We start from the raw sequence: 13,694 nt of genomic DNA on the forward strand, positions 1-13,694 counted from the left end.
CGGTCCGGCCCCGCCGCCGATGGCCTCACGGCCTTCACGGAGCCGGCGGCGTCGGCCCCACCGAGCTCGTCGGGTCCGTCGGGTCCGTCGGCTGCACCGGGTCCTGCGGGTCGGCCACCCGCCCCCGTTGAACGAACAGCACCACAAGCCCCACCACCAGCCAGATCGCGCCCACCACCTGTGCCGCGCCGGACGCCTCCACGATCACCGCGACCGTGATCGCCGCGCCCAGGACCGGCAGCAGGACGTGCCGCCACCAGATCACGGGCCCGCCCCGGCGCCGTACCGCGAAGTACCCGACCACGCTGGCGTGCAGCAGCGTGAAGGCGGTCAGGGCGCCGATGTCGACGACCGAGACGAGATGGTCCATGCCGTCGTCGCGGCTGGCCGCCCACACCGCCGCGACCAGCGTGATCAGCGCGGCGACGAGCAGCGCGGGGCGCGGCACGCCCGAGTTCGTCCGGGACAGCGCCTTCGGCAGGCGGCGGTCGCGGGCCATCGCGAACAGCAGCCGGCCCGCCGCGGCCTGCCCGGCCAGAGCCGCGAACGCCGCGCCGATCGCCTTGCTCACCGCCACCAGATCGTGCAGCCAGCCCCCGACGGACGAATCGACCGCGTCGTAGAACGCCGAACCCTGCAACCCCGGGTCGTTCGCGAGCTGCGCCGACGTCGTCGGTTCCAGGAGCGCCACCAGGTACGTCTGCGCCACGAACAGGACACCGGTCAGCGCCAGGCAGAACAGCACCGCCCGCGCCACCTTCGCCGAGCCGCCCGTGACCTCCTCCGCGAACGTGGCGATCGCGTCGAAGCCCAGATAGGAGAGGACGGCGATGGAGACCGCGCCGATCACCGCGGACAGCGCGAACGCGCCCTGCGTCCCGTCGCCCGACAGCGGCGACAGCCAGCCGCGCTGGGCCCCGTCGCGCGCGAGGACCACGATCGCCGACACCACGAACACCAGCAGCACCACGATCTCCAGCGCCAGGACCGCGAAGCCGACCCGGGCCGCCGCCCGCACGCCCCACAGGTTGAGCAGCGTGGTGATCACCACCGCGAGCGCCGTCCACACCCACCGGGAGACCGAGGGGACCAGCGAGTTCATCGCGATCCCGGAGAAGAGGTACGCCACCGCGGGGATGAGCAGGTAGTCGAGCATCGCCATCCAGCCCGCGATGAACCCCGGCCCCTTGCCGAGCCCGACGCGCGCGTAGGCGTACACCGAGCCCGCGCGCGGGGCGACCCGCACCATCTGCGCGTAGCTGAAAGCGGTGAACGCCATCGCGACCGTCGCCACGATGTAGACGAGCGCGACCGCGCCGTGCGATTTCGCGTCCAGGGTGCCGAAGACGCCGACGGGCGCCATGGGAGCGATGAAGAGAAGCCCGTAGACGACGAGGTCACGGAAGCCCAGGTCCCGGCGGAGCGAGCCGTCCGGGACCTCGCCGGTGGCGTCGGGAGCGGCGTGTGTGGACATCGGTCCTCCGTTGACGGCGTGATCGCACAGGCTCCCAGTCTCCCCAGACGGGGGATCTTTGGCCTCCCGGGGTCGGCCTTACGATGGGGAGCATGACTGCTACCACCGGCTCCCGCCGCGTCCTGCTCGCCGCCCCCCGTGGCTACTGCGCCGGTGTGGACCGTGCCGTGATCGCCGTCGAGAAAGCCCTGGAGCAGTACGGCTCCCCGATCTATGTCCGCCACGAGATCGTGCACAACAAGTACGTCGTGCAGACCCTGGAGCGGAAGGGCGCCGTCTTCGTCGAGCAGACGGAGGAGGTCCCCGAGGGATCGATCGTGATGTTCTCCGCGCACGGTGTCGCGCCGACCGTCCACCAGGAGGCCGAGCGCGGCAAGCTCGCCACCATCGACGCGACCTGCCCGCTGGTCACGAAGGTCCACAAGGAAGCGATCCGCTACGCCAACGACGACTTCGACATCCTCCTGATCGGCCACGAGGGCCACGAGGAGGTCATCGGCACCTCCGGCGAGGCCCCCGACCACATCACCCTCGTCGACGGTCCGCACGACGTCGACAAGGTCGAGGTCCGCGACCCGGAGAAGGTCGTCTGGCTCTCCCAGACCACGCTCTCCGTCGACGAGACGATGGAGACCGTCGACGCCCTGAAGGTGAAGTTCCCCGGCCTGATCTCGCCGCCCAGCGACGACATCTGCTACGCCACGCAGAACCGTCAGCTCGCGGTCAAGCAGATGGGCGCCGAGGCCGATCTCGTCATCGTCGTCGGCTCGCGCAACTCGTCGAACTCCGTGCGCCTCGTCGAGGTCGCGAAGCTGGCGGGCGCCAAGGAGGCGTACCTCGTCGACTTCGCGAGCGAGATCGACGAGTCCTGGCTGGAGGGCGTCACGACGGTCGGTGTCACCTCCGGTGCCTCCGTGCCGGACGTCCTCGTCGAGGAGGTCCTCGAATACCTGTCGCAGCGCGGCTACGCGGACGTGGAGATCGTGAAGGCCGCCGAGGAGTCCATCACCTTCTCGCTGCCCAAGGAACTGCGCCGCGACCTGCGCGCCGAGGCCGCCGCCCTCATCGAGGAGCGCACCTCCGAGAAGTGACCGCGCGCGTCCCGTCGTAGCGTGGACCCATGCAGATCTTCGGCGTGGACATCGGCGGATCCGGGATCAAGGGCGCTCCGGTCGACCTGGAGCGCGGGGATCTCGCGCAGGAGCGGTACAAGGTACTGACCCCGCACCCGGCCACACCCGACGCGGTGGCCGACGGGGTCAGAGAGGTCGTCGACCACTTCGGGGGCGGCTGCGACCGGGTCGGCATCACCTTCCCGGGCGTCGTCACCGGCGGCTCGACGATCCGTACCGCCGCCAATGTCGACAAGAGCTGGATCGACGTCGACGCCCGCGCCCTGCTCGGCGAGAAGCTCGGCGGCCTGCCGGTCACGATCCTCAACGACGCGGACGCGGCGGGCGTCGCCGAGATGCAGTTCGGCGCCGGCCGCGGCCGCAAGGGCACGGTCCTGCTGCTCACCTTCGGTACGGGCATCGGCTCGGCCCTGTTCAGCGACGGCGTCCTCGTCGCCAACTCCGAGCTCGGCCACCTCGAACTCGACGGCCACGACGCCGAGCACCGCGCCTCCACCAAGGCCAAGGAGGACCACGACCTGAGCTGGGAGCACTGGGCCAAGCGGGTCACCAAGTACCTGGCCCATGTGGAGATGCTGTTCTCGCCGGAGCTGTTCATCATCGGCGGCGGCGTCAGCCGCAAGGCACACAAGTTCCTGCCGCTGATCGAGGAGACCGGGGAGATCAAGGCGGAGATCGTCCCGGCCCAGTTGCAGAACAACGCGGGGATCGTGGGAGCGGCGATGACGGCGTCGCGCGCGTAGCACGACAGGAACCGCGGATCAGTGGGCCACAGCCGTCCCTCGGGTCACGCGGTACGGCGGCGGGGCTGCGGGGCCTTCTTGGCGGGCACCTGACCGGCCCGCCGCTGCGCCGCCCGCCGGGCCATCAGCCGCACCTTGCGCACGATCACCACGACACCGGCGATGAGCGTGCCGCCGTAGAGCCAGCCCGCGTTCATCGCGAGGGCCGTCACCACGCCCATCGCCTGGGCGCCGAACCCGCCCGCCCCGTCGGCGATCGGTACCGTACCGACGGCGAACGCGATCGGTACGACGATCGGTGCCGTCACCAGGTCGGCCTTCCGCACCCAACCCGCGGTGAGCCCGCTGACCAGCAGGAACAACACCCCGTACACGGCGGCGGAGCCTGCGAACAGCAGCCCGTCGAGCAGTCCGAGGGCCAGCATCGTCCCCGCGCAGAACAGCCCGCTGCCCAGCCCCGTGAGCCGGGGGTTCGGGAAGCGGCGCAGCGCCTGCACGACGGGCGGCACGGGCCGGCGGGCCTTGCCCGCGGCCCGGTAGACGGTGGCGGACTCCGCCGGGGCGGCGGCACGCTCACCGGGGGCCTCGCCCTGCGCCTGCGGCGGCAGGGGGGCCGTGCGACGGGGTCGGGATTGCGCGGGACGCGTCCTGGGTTGCTCCACAGGCCCAACATAGGTGGGCTTATGTGTGGAATAGGCCGCGGGACACGCGCTTTGGACGAGCTTGACTGAGGTTGGGGCGGGTGTTCGATACGTCGCCGGTGCGGGAGCGGCGAGGCCGTAGACTGGTGGATCGCCCACACCTCACCTCTTGTACGGGAAGTCGCAACGTGTCGCTCACGATCGGAATCGTCGGTCTGCCGAATGTCGGCAAGTCGACCCTGTTCAACGCCCTGACCAAGAACGACGTGCTCGCGGCCAACTACCCGTTCGCCACGATCGAGCCCAACGTCGGCGTCGTGGGCGTCCCGGACACCCGGCTGACCAAGTTGGCCGAGATCTTCTCCTCCCAGAAGGTCCTCCCGGCCACGGTCGACTTCGTCGACATCGCGGGCATCGTGCGCGGCGCGAGCGAGGGCGAGGGCCTGGGCAACAAGTTCCTGGCGAACATCCGCGAGTCGGACGCGATCTGCCAGGTCATCCGCGCCTTCAAGGACGAGAACGTCGTGCACGTCGACGGCAAGGTCTCGCCCAAGGACGACATCGAGACGATCAACACCGAGCTGATCCTCGCCGACCTCCAGACCATCGAGAAGGTCCTGCCGCGCCTCCAAAAGGAGTCGCGCATCAAGAAGGACATCGTTCCGAAGGTGGCGGCGGTCGAGGCGGCCAAGGAGATCCTGGAGAAGGGCGACACGCTCTTCTCGGCGGGCATCGTCCAGGGCAGCGGCAACGAGGAACTCCTCCACGACCTGCACCTCCTCACCACCAAGCCCTTCCTCTACGTCTTCAACGTGGACGAGGACGAGCTGACCGACGACACCTTCAAGGACGAGCAGCGCGCCCTGGTCGCCCCGGCCGAGGCGATCTTCCTGAACGCCAAGCTGGAGCAGGACCTCGCCGAGCTCGACGAGGAGGACGCCATGGAGCTCCTGGAGTCGGTCGGCGCCGAGGAGCCGGGCCTCGCGACCCTGGCCCGCGTCGGCTTCGACACCCTGGGCCTCCAGACCTACCTGACGGCCGGCCCCAAGGAATCCCGCGCCTGGACGATCAAGAAGGGCGCGACGGCCCCCGAGGCGGCCGGTGTCATCCACACCGACTTCCAGAAGGGCTTCATCAAGGCCGAGGTCATCTCCTTCGCGGACCTGGTCGAGACGGGCTCGGTCGCCGAGGCCCGCGCGGCGGGCAAGGCGCGCATGGAGGGCAAGGAGTACGTCATGCAGGACGGCGACGTGGTGGAGTTCCGCTTCAATGTGTAGCCGCTGACTTACCACCACGTCGCTGATCTGGCAAACATGCAGGTCAGTGAGGGTCCGACTCTTCGGGGTCGGGCCCTTAGTTTTTCCCGTGCTGGGATGGTGCTGGGATAGCTGACCCCTCGTCACCTGTCGTCATCCCTGGTCATCCGTACCGTGCTGGGATCGTGCTGGGAGGGGATGAGAAGCCCGTGCTGGGTTTTGGGGAGTGATCTGCTCGGTGCGCGGGGTGGGCGGGAGAGGTTTTATCCGCACGTCTTCTTCACGACCCTGGGATGCCACGAGGATTCGGGCGTAGCACTTTTCCTACTCGTTTGACACACTCGGGGTATGGGTGAGACGACGTACAGCATCGGGGAAGGTCCGGCGACGCGGGTGAGCCTGTCGCTGCCCGAAGGGACCGCGGAGGCGATCCGGGCGCGGGTGGGGAAGCGGGAGTTCTCCGCGTTCATCACCGAGGCGGTCGAGCGCGAGCTGCGCGGGCAGGTCCTGGACGAGTACCTGGCGGACTACGAGAGCCGCAAGGGGCCCGTCTCCGAACCGGCTCGGCAGAGGGCGCGGCAGGTCTTCGACGAGGTGTTCGCCGAGGAGGCGGAGTGGCCCGCCGCAGGCTGAGTCACGAGGGGACGTTGGTCCTCGACAGCGAGGGACTCTCGAAGCTGCTCGCCGACGACGAGCAGGTGGTGGCTCTGATCGCCGAGGCACGCTCGCGCGGCATGGAGGTCGTGATCAGTGCGCTCACCATCATCGAAGCGGTCCATGCCCGTACGAACAAGTCCCGCCTGAATTGGGTGCTTTCCGGGCTGCGGGTCGTCCCGGTGGGTGACGAGGAGGCGAGGGCGGCCTCGAAGTTGCTGATGAATGCCGGGTTGCACGGGCACAAGTACGCGATCGATGCGGCGGTCGCCGAGGCGGCGCTGCGGCAGCACCGTCCCGTGGTCATGCTGACTTCCGATATCGACGACATGGCCAAGCTGTGCGGTGAGCGGGTCCGGCTCGTGGCGGTGTGAGCTCCCCTGGTCGGCTTTCTGCCTTTCGACGGTTGGTCAGTGAGTGGCGGTGGAGCTCGAAGTATTCGGTGGATCTCCGGTTTCGGTAACCGGCGATCCGCCGCTATGGTGCCGCTCTTCCGCCTCGTGGTGAATTCCGTAGGTCGCGGGCGGAGCCAAGCCTCAGTAGGAGCGGGGCCCGTAGGGGCTCCAGTGGCCGAGGAAGGGCTTGAGGTCGTCGCCGCTGGGCTTCGGCGGTGTGGGCAGCTTTGGTGCTGAGGCGGATTCGGTGAGGTGTTGGAGGTGCGCGTCCGCGAATGCGAGCCACGCCTCGATCTCGGTCCGTTCCTGTCCGGGCGGCAGTGATGTGGCGCGGTCGCGTACTGCTGTGACGTATTCGGTCAGGTGGTTGGCCTTGTGCCAGGCGTCTGCCTGTTCTCCGAGGTGTTTGACGCGATAGGCGTGGGCGTAGGCGGCGCGGGCTTCCTGCATGACGGCTTCCCACCGCTTTTGCTGCACCTCTCTGGCTTGCTGGTCTGCAAGACGTTTACGTTCCGCGGCTTCGCCGCGCAGGCCGACCTCTTGCACGATCTCGGCGAGTTGGTCTTCCAGCGGCCGGTCGGGGAGGTCGGCCCATTCGCTGGCGCGGTGCGGGCTGCCCCCGCGGAGCATGAAACGCAGGCGGCTGGAGGGGGTGTAGTCGAAGCGGGCAATGCGCATCCATGAGTATTTCTTGGCGTCGGCGAGTTCCTTGTCCGTGGGGACGTGTTCGCTGCGGTCTTGTTCTTGAAGGACGAGGAATCCGACACTTTCGCCTTGGGCGGTGATGGTGAAATGCGGTGGCGCCTTACGGCGGCGATGGGGCGGGGGCGCGCCCTGTGTGGTTCCGAGCGCTGCCTTATGGCCCTGTGCTTCGGTGGCGGCGATGAGGGTCTGGATGATGCGCAGGGCTCGGCCCTGGAGGGGTTTGGTCAGGCCCATGGGCTGCGGCTGCTTTTGAAGGGCGGCCACGACGGCATGGGGTTTGGTGAGTCTGGCCGGCACGGGGAGCGGGGTGAGTTCAGCGAGGCGCCAGGCAGGGATGTCGACCAGCTTGATTTCGTAGCCGCGGTGGGTGCGGTATCCGTAGAGTTCCTGCGTGTGGGGGATCTTGCCGGACTTGCGGGCGGCGTTGACCCGTGACGTCCAATTCACTGCGTGCGGGCCGGATTCGATGGGCTTGATGAGACAGCCATCGTTCGCGGCCAGTTCTTCGAGTAGTTGGTCCGCGTAGTTCGTACGGGCGTTCGGTGCGGCTCTGGGGCGCGGCGGTGCCGGTTTTCGGGCGGGACGTTCCGGTGGTCGGGTGCTCTGCTCCACGGGGAGGATGCCGCGTTCGGTGAGATGCTGCCGCCCCTTCTCGGTGAGGTGGGCGCTCCAATGCCCGCGGCGCTTGGTGACTTTGATGAGCCCTCGGTTCTGCAGGGCCTGTCCGCTGGTCTTGTACGTGCTGTCCGGCCAGACTCCTTCGGGACACCCCTGGCCCACCCAGTCGAGCACGACCCGCTGCCGCTCGTTGAGGGCCTGGTCCATGTAGCCTCCCGCCGTTCCCTCGGTGCGCTGTCCCCGGCGACAATGCCCGCTGCCCCTGCGGGAATTCGCGGCCGCTGAGAGGACCCCTCGTTCGGATGAGAGGTACCGGAAGGCGCGCTAACGGCGAGAACAGTTCTTCTGGGACTGATGCGACCGCCTCCCGCGCTGGGAAGACTTGATGGAGGACTCCGGGATCAGCTATCGGCCGACCGGTCTGTCGTCGTCGACAGTCGGCCAGCCTCGCAAGGCCCACATGCGGCCCGATCGAACCTCTCCCATGGGGCTCTGACCGTGTTTTTCCCATGGCCATGGCCGTGCGGCATCATCACCTGTCATGGATCCCGCCGTCACAGCCACGCTCATCACCACCCCCACCGCCATTTTGGCCGCTGCAGCGGCCTACGCCGCGGGGAGCGCCCAGGGGCGCGGGAGCGTGGACGCCGTCCGCCGTCAGCAACAGCGCGAGGTCTATGCCGCATTTCTCACAGCGGCCCGGCGGCACAAGGCGGACATTGCGGAGGCTCTCGCTCACGCCACGGAGATACAACTGGCGCGCGCTGCCGGCGAGCCGCTTAGCCCTGCAGAGGAGGAGCAGCGGCGCGAGGCGATCGCGGCCACCGCCCGAGCTAATCCTTTGGATGAACCAGCCGCCTTGGTGTTCCTTGAAGGACCTGACGAGCTCGCCTACGCAGCCCTCCTCATCGATCAACACGCCAAATCGACGCGCATGCTCCTGACAGCGACGCCGGAACATGCAGGCACCATGTCTCGAATCCATGGGCGGCCGATGACAGTTCACGACGAATGTCGTCGGCTTGAGGGCGCCATCCACAGATTCACGCTCGAAGCCCAAGCGCACCTGAATGGCACCGCATTACGGCATCGTCGACACCAGAGGCGGTTGATGCGCCGCCTCTGGCCTGTCGAACCTTGACCACGGCGATCACCGCGGTAGGAAGCCGGGTTTCTCCTGTCCGTCTATCGGTTTCTGTATGTGCACCTGCGTTGCGGTTCCTCTGGTTTAGTTTCGGTGGGTCACTCGTGTTTTCAGGTGGAATCCGCCGAGGTCGATTCGATTGCCGCAGTAGCTGGCCAGTACGTTGCTGGCGGCTTGCCAGGCGTGGGTTCGGCTGGTGGAAGTCGCCGCGCCGCGGGTGAACGACAAACGCGTCGATGCCACCACCGGCGAGCGTAAGCGGATCTCCTCGAAGGTTCTGCCGCTGAGTTGCCGCAAGTGGCCGAAGATCCCCGGCGTGCTGCCGCTGCCTTATCTGCACGGCCTGTATTCCGGAGACTTCATGCCCGCGTTGGAGCAGTGCCTCGGTTGTCGTCGGGCGATGACCACGCTGCCTTCCAGACCCGCGACCTGTCGCCGGCCGACTACGTCTCCGTATGGGCCGATCCTGTGTGTCTCAAGGTCCGCCTGGGCCAGGCGGACCTTGCGTGCTGGTGCTGATGCGCCTGGACGGCTCCAAGGAGCTGATCGCGCTGGCCGAGGGCCTGCGCGAGTCGAGCGAGTCGTGGGCGGATGTGCTGCGGGACGTGCCCGCCCCGCGCAACCCCCGGCGGCAAGCGGCAGACCGACAGCGCCGTCAGCGGCCTCGGATCTGTTTGGCCACCCCAGTGGTGTTGTACCGGTACCGGGCCATCTCCTCGGTCACGCCGTAGTGCTCGGCGATCTGCGCCGGCCCCCACTGGCGGCGGACTGCGCCGAGCAGCAGGGGGCGGGGAAGCATGAGTGTTCCGCCGAAGGCGGTGGCTTGTTCTTCCTCGTCGGGGCGGCAGGTCCTGAAGGGCATGCCGTTGACTTCGCGGATCTCGGTGAGGTCGTGCTTCAGGAAGAGGTGGGAGAGCTCGTGGGCCACGTCGCTGGCCCTGCGGCCCGGGGTTCGGAGCGGGTTGGTGACGACGATGTTCCTGCCGGAGACCTGGAAGGTCGCGGCGGAGAAGGCGTACGCCTGGACCCGTTCGAGTTCTTCGAGGCGGGTGCGGCTGACGAGCTTCTCGGCGCTGACGATCTTGACCTTGAGGTGGTCGGCGAGGTCGTCGACGTTCAGGACATCGGTGTCGCTGAGGCCGAGTTCGCGGCGCACTCGGAGGGCTTCTCGTTCGGCGTTGGCCTTGAAGCCTCGGGGGAGGGTCACAGTTCGCCTGCTTCGACGAGTCGTTCGAGTTCGGTGTTCATGTCGGTGAGCAGGTCGGCGAGCCGCTGGGGGGCGCCAGGACGCAGCACCGAGGCAGCCCGGAGGTGGCAGGCAAGGGCGGGTACGGCGGGGACCGCCTCCTTCGCGAGGGCGTCGTAGAGGTCGCGCAGAACGGAGCTGATCTTGTTCGCCGCGTCGTCGGTGAGCCGGGGGTCTGCGTGGAGGTGGGTGATGGCCTGGTCGAGGGGCGAGATCTCGCGGGTGGCGGTCGGGGTGAAGAAGCGGCTCGGGGCGACGCCGAGCCAGGCGCAGAGGCGGGTGAAGGTGGCGAGGTCGGGCTGAGCGCCGGCTTCGACCCTGGTCAGGGTGCTGAAGCTGACGCCCGCCTCGGCGGCGGCCTGCCGGAGGGAGAGGGGGCCGCGGTGTTCCTTCAGGAGGCGTCCGAGTTCGGCGACGTCGAATTGCTCGACAGCGTCCGGTCCGGTCTCTTCGGGGTCCGGGAGAGGGAGCTGGCTCCGGTCGGGGCTCATACGGGCAGCGTAGCGCGCAGCAATACGGCGATGAAGCTTGACTGCATCGACCCCAGGTGATCACACTGGAGACGCAGTGACGCTTTGCTGAATCAGCAGGGCTCTCCCGTAGCAGCCTCGAAGGACTTAGGAGATCGGTATGCCCCAGCCCCAGGAGATCAAGACCACGGTGACGTCCGCCCTCGCCGGGCACCCGTACCAGCACGACTACGCCCCGCAGGTGACCGCCACGAGCGTCCTGTCCGACGCGCTCATCGCCTTCGGCTTCGGCAGCGACGGCACCACCCGCTACTACCTGTTCTTCGACGGGCACGAGGTCCCGCCCGAGGCGACGGTGGGCGAACTGGCCGGGCACGCCAGGGCCCTGCACCTGAAGCTGCGAACCGAGACCACCAACGGCTAGAGCTCGGGAGTCAGTCGTGGATCTCGAAAGCCGTCTGCGGCTGGCGGGCGACGTCCCGGCGGTCGAGGAGTTCCTCTCCTCGACCGCTGGCCGTCTCCACCGCCGCGACCAGGACCCCGACGGCCTGTTCTGGGCCGAGGTACAGCCGCTCAACGGTGAGCGCGCAGCGTTTATCGCCCGGATCGAGTGGACGGTCTATCCGGACCGGCCGCCCTCCCTCGTCTTCGTCGAGTCGATTGGCGCCTCCGGAGTCGGAGCCCGCAGTGCGTGGCCGGGAGTGGATGGCTATCGCTACGACTCCAACGACGTGTGCAAGCCGTTCACCGCCGAAGGTCAGAGGCTCCACTCCGAGTGGAGCAGGGGGCCGCATTCCTGGCGGAGCACCGGCAATCCCTTCCTGTACGTGGTGGAGAACGTGCAGGACGACATCGATCGCGTTGACGGGAGGCGTGCCGGATGACCACCGACACGAGGCAGCTGGCGCTGCCGACCGGTGCGGTCGGCCCGGTGCTGAAGGAGATTCGGCGCCACGGGCTGGCCGACCAGGAGACCGGTGCGCTGCTGCTGACCGGGCAGTCGGACATGTGCGTGCGGGTCGTGGCGGTGGCCGGGACGGCGGGGATCGTGCGGGAGCCGGATCTGTTCACGGTGAGCGCGGTCGCGTACGACCGGCTGTTCACCTTCGCCGAGGAACGGTCCTACCAGGTGCGGGCGATGATCCACTCACACCCCGAGGAGGCTTTCCTGTCGCGGACCGACCGCGCGTACTCGCTGCGCGTACCGGGGTTCGTCAGCGCTGTCGTCCCGACCTATACAGCGCCGCCCGCCGACCCGGTGTCGTGGGGGTGGTGGCGTTTCGAGCAGGACTGGGTGCCCTGCACCGCTCCGGTTGCCGACCCGGCGCTGCCCCCGGTGCGCACGGTGGTGTTCGACGAGGAGGGTGTCCGTGAGTACTGACTACAGCCGCAGCGTACGCCTAGGCGGCCTGGCCGCCGGCGTAGGAGAGACCACCCTGCGGGAGCGGATGGAGGGCACCCTGATCCACCTGACCGCAGACAGGCACCTGCCCGCGGCCGCCGAGACTCTAGAAGTACTGGTGGCGGACCTGCGCCGGTGGCCGGTCCGGCTGAGTCTGGATCCCGGCCGCGGACCGGGACGGCTCGACGACCAACTCATCCGCAGGCTGGCGGACACGGCGACCGGGATCGATCCGGACCGGCCGCTTCGCATCGGCGAGGCCCAGGCCAAGGCGCCCCTGCATCTGCACGTGGGAACCGCACCACCGCTGGGTACTGCGGTGGCCGGTGCGCCGGACGGACACGGGGTCCGTCTGCGGCACACCGATCATCCTTTCCCCCGGCTCAACGCGCCCGGCACCGGCCTGGGCGCGGTCCTCACTGCAGCGATGCTGGCCGGCGAGGCGTTCAAGGTCGTTGCCAGGCTGCGGGAGGGGACGTTCCAGGTGACCCCGGTGGTGGACTTCTGCCCCGTCCTCCCCGGTGAGCAACCCGGGATCGTCGTCGCCCCGCTGCCCGCGCTGGAGCAGGTGCTGCTGGGCGGGGGCGGTGCAATCGGCACCGGCATCGCCCTGGTCCTGGACCTGCTGCAGATCTCCGGCGAGTTGACGGTGGTGGACAGGGAGGTCTTCGAGAAACCGAACGTCACCTCGTACAGCATCGGCACCCTGGCCGACGCGGCTGCGGGCCTGCCGAAGGTGCGGTTGATCGATGCGCGCCTACGGCGGATCGACGTGACCCCGTTCCACGGGACGATCCAGGACTCCATCGAGGCCATCGATGCGGGCACCCTTCCGTGGCCCCGAATCGTCTTCGGCGGGCTGGACAGCGTCGAGGCCCGGCACGACCTGCAGCGGCTGCAGGCCGATCTCACCCTGGACGGCAGCACCGGCGGCCCGGTCGGCACCACTGTCGCCCTGCACGAGGCACTGCCCACCGGCCCCTGCCTGCGCTGCTACTTCAAGGCCAACCACACCGGGAAGAGCGCGGAGCAGCGACTGCATGAACTGACTGGGCTCCCGCTATCTCGAATCGCCCGCGGGCAGGAGCCCCTGACCGAACGGGACCTGGAAGGCCTGGACAATCAACAGCGGGAACTCGTCAGGCAGTTCCTCGGACGGCCGGTGTGCGGGCTGATCAACTCGGCCGAGCTGACCGGTAGAGCGGACGATGGGTTCCGTCCTTCGGCCGCGTTCGTGGCCCAGCAGGCCGCTTGCCTGGTCGTCGGCGCCTGGATCGCACGTAGCACGGGCCTGGTCAGCGGACCTCCACGACGCATCGAGTACGACACCCGCTTCGGACCCCGGCCCGACCAGATGATCGACCACCGGCTTCCCACCCCTGGGTGCGTGTGCCAGAAGGACGCTGCTCTCATCAAGTTCATCCGAGAAGCCCGACGCATCCGCCCTTGACACCTCGTCGCTGCCGGTCGAAAGGCGTGGTGTAAGGACATGCGGTTTCCTTGTCCGGAGTTGACTGTGACCGGAAGCTATCGCGCAGCGAGCGCCACGCCTTCGCGCGGCTACTCTGTAATCTTGGCACCCCTGGATCTTCTTGTACTTTGTCGCGGATCCCGTGCTGGGATGGTGCTGGGATGCGCCTGCATTTCCGCAGTTCAGAGCCTTGTCGTGGAGTTCCGCTTCAACGTGTAGCGGAACGCGTCACCACGTCGCTGCCCCCGCACCACACATCCAGGTCAGCAAGGGTCCGGCTCTTCGGGGTCGGGCCCTTGGCGTGGGTCTTCCGGTGCCCCGCGATCGCATGCGCCCAATGGC

General features: G+C 68.4%; 15 protein-coding genes and 1 pseudogene. 11 read left to right on the forward strand and 5 right to left on the reverse strand.

Features of this window, described 5'->3' with window-relative positions:
• Positions 1 to 34 precede the first annotated feature (34 nt).
• The gene (locus V2W30_RS25495; RefSeq protein ID WP_338700084.1) at positions 35 to 1,474 is read right to left on the reverse strand and encodes an APC family permease; all 1,440 of its coding nucleotides are present in this window, start codon (positions 1,472 to 1,474) and stop codon (positions 35 to 37) included.
• 83 nt (positions 1,475 to 1,557) lie between these two features.
• Here V2W30_RS25495 and V2W30_RS25500 point away from each other — a divergent pair, with 83 nt between their 5' ends.
• Positions 1,558 to 2,565 (forward strand): 4-hydroxy-3-methylbut-2-enyl diphosphate reductase, encoded by a 1,008-nt coding sequence (locus V2W30_RS25500; protein WP_338700086.1) that lies wholly within the window; start codon positions 1,558 to 1,560, stop codon positions 2,563 to 2,565.
• Between the two features lie 29 nt (positions 2,566 to 2,594).
• Entirely contained in the window at positions 2,595 to 3,350 is a 756-nt protein-coding gene (gene ppgK / locus V2W30_RS25505; RefSeq protein WP_338700088.1) for a polyphosphate--glucose phosphotransferase, read from the forward strand.
• Between the two features lie 44 nt (positions 3,351 to 3,394).
• Here the strand turns inward: ppgK and V2W30_RS25510 are convergent, their stop codons facing one another.
• Positions 3,395 to 4,012 (reverse strand): DUF6542 domain-containing protein, encoded by a 618-nt coding sequence (locus tag V2W30_RS25510; RefSeq protein ID WP_338700091.1) that lies wholly within the window; start codon positions 4,010 to 4,012, stop codon positions 3,395 to 3,397.
• A 167-nt stretch (positions 4,013 to 4,179) separates the two neighbouring features.
• On the opposite strand from V2W30_RS25510, the gene ychF reads away from it, so the two are divergent.
• The 3 genes from ychF to V2W30_RS25525 all read left to right on the forward strand — a co-directional run bounded on the left by ychF (position 4,180) and on the right by V2W30_RS25525 (position 6,275).
• Positions 4,180 to 5,268 (forward strand): redox-regulated ATPase YchF, encoded by a 1,089-nt coding sequence (gene ychF / locus V2W30_RS25515; RefSeq protein WP_338700093.1) that lies wholly within the window; start codon positions 4,180 to 4,182, stop codon positions 5,266 to 5,268.
• A 327-nt stretch (positions 5,269 to 5,595) separates the two neighbouring features.
• Positions 5,596 to 5,880, forward strand: a complete 285-nt coding sequence (locus V2W30_RS25520) for a hypothetical protein (protein ID WP_081551891.1) — start codon at positions 5,596 to 5,598, stop codon at positions 5,878 to 5,880.
• On the forward strand, positions 5,862 to 6,275 hold the full coding sequence (locus V2W30_RS25525; RefSeq protein ID WP_081551890.1) for a PIN domain-containing protein: 414 nt from the start codon (positions 5,862 to 5,864) through the stop codon (positions 6,273 to 6,275). Before V2W30_RS25520 ends, V2W30_RS25525 begins: the two co-directional genes overlap by 19 nt.
• A gap of 162 nt (positions 6,276 to 6,437) precedes the next feature.
• Here V2W30_RS25525 and V2W30_RS25530 read toward each other — a convergent pair whose 3' ends face one another.
• Complete coding sequence (locus tag V2W30_RS25530; RefSeq protein ID WP_338700098.1) at positions 6,438 to 7,826, reverse strand: hypothetical protein; 1,389 nt, start codon at positions 7,824 to 7,826, stop codon at positions 6,438 to 6,440.
• Positions 7,827 to 8,160: 334 nt separating this feature from the next.
• Here V2W30_RS25530 and V2W30_RS25535 point away from each other — a divergent pair, with 334 nt between their 5' ends.
• Together V2W30_RS25535 and V2W30_RS25540 are read left to right on the forward strand one after the other, a co-directional pair.
• Positions 8,161 to 8,760, forward strand: a complete 600-nt coding sequence (locus V2W30_RS25535; protein WP_338700099.1) for a hypothetical protein — start codon at positions 8,161 to 8,163, stop codon at positions 8,758 to 8,760.
• 199 nt (positions 8,761 to 8,959) lie between these two features.
• Positions 8,960 to 9,365 (forward strand): annotated as a pseudogene (locus tag V2W30_RS25540) (transposase); the annotation flags it as partial.
• Between the two features lie 53 nt (positions 9,366 to 9,418).
• Here V2W30_RS25540 and V2W30_RS25545 read toward each other — a convergent pair.
• Together V2W30_RS25545 and V2W30_RS25550 are read right to left on the reverse strand one after the other, a co-directional pair.
• The gene (locus V2W30_RS25545; RefSeq protein WP_338700101.1) at positions 9,419 to 9,970 is read right to left on the reverse strand and encodes an ImmA/IrrE family metallo-endopeptidase; all 552 of its coding nucleotides are present in this window, start codon (positions 9,968 to 9,970) and stop codon (positions 9,419 to 9,421) included.
• On the reverse strand, positions 9,967 to 10,500 hold the full coding sequence (locus V2W30_RS25550) for a helix-turn-helix transcriptional regulator (RefSeq protein WP_338700103.1): 534 nt from the start codon (positions 10,498 to 10,500) through the stop codon (positions 9,967 to 9,969). The genes V2W30_RS25545 and V2W30_RS25550 overlap by 4 nt, the downstream gene beginning before the upstream one ends.
• A 139-nt stretch (positions 10,501 to 10,639) precedes the next feature.
• On the opposite strand from V2W30_RS25550, the gene V2W30_RS25555 reads away from it, so the two are divergent.
• The 4 genes from V2W30_RS25555 to V2W30_RS25570 are packed head-to-tail and all read left to right on the forward strand — an operon-like array spanning position 10,640 to position 13,331.
• Positions 10,640 to 10,903 (forward strand): hypothetical protein, encoded by a 264-nt coding sequence (locus V2W30_RS25555; protein WP_338700105.1) that lies wholly within the window; start codon positions 10,640 to 10,642, stop codon positions 10,901 to 10,903.
• A gap of 16 nt (positions 10,904 to 10,919) precedes the next feature.
• Complete coding sequence (locus tag V2W30_RS25560; protein WP_338700107.1) at positions 10,920 to 11,363, forward strand: hypothetical protein; 444 nt, start codon at positions 10,920 to 10,922, stop codon at positions 11,361 to 11,363.
• Positions 11,360 to 11,860, forward strand: a complete 501-nt coding sequence (locus tag V2W30_RS25565; protein ID WP_338700108.1) for a hypothetical protein — start codon at positions 11,360 to 11,362, stop codon at positions 11,858 to 11,860. Before V2W30_RS25560 ends, V2W30_RS25565 begins: the two co-directional genes overlap by 4 nt.
• Positions 11,850 to 13,331, forward strand: coding sequence for a ThiF family adenylyltransferase (locus tag V2W30_RS25570; protein ID WP_338700109.1), 1,482 nt, complete (start codon positions 11,850 to 11,852; stop codon positions 13,329 to 13,331). The genes V2W30_RS25565 and V2W30_RS25570 overlap by 11 nt, the downstream gene beginning before the upstream one ends.
• Positions 13,332 to 13,694 lie beyond the last annotated feature (363 nt).

The sequence above is a fragment of the Streptomyces sp. Q6 genome (assembly GCF_036967205.1).
GTDB classification, from domain to species: domain Bacteria; phylum Actinomycetota; class Actinomycetes; order Streptomycetales; family Streptomycetaceae; genus Streptomyces; species Streptomyces citrinus.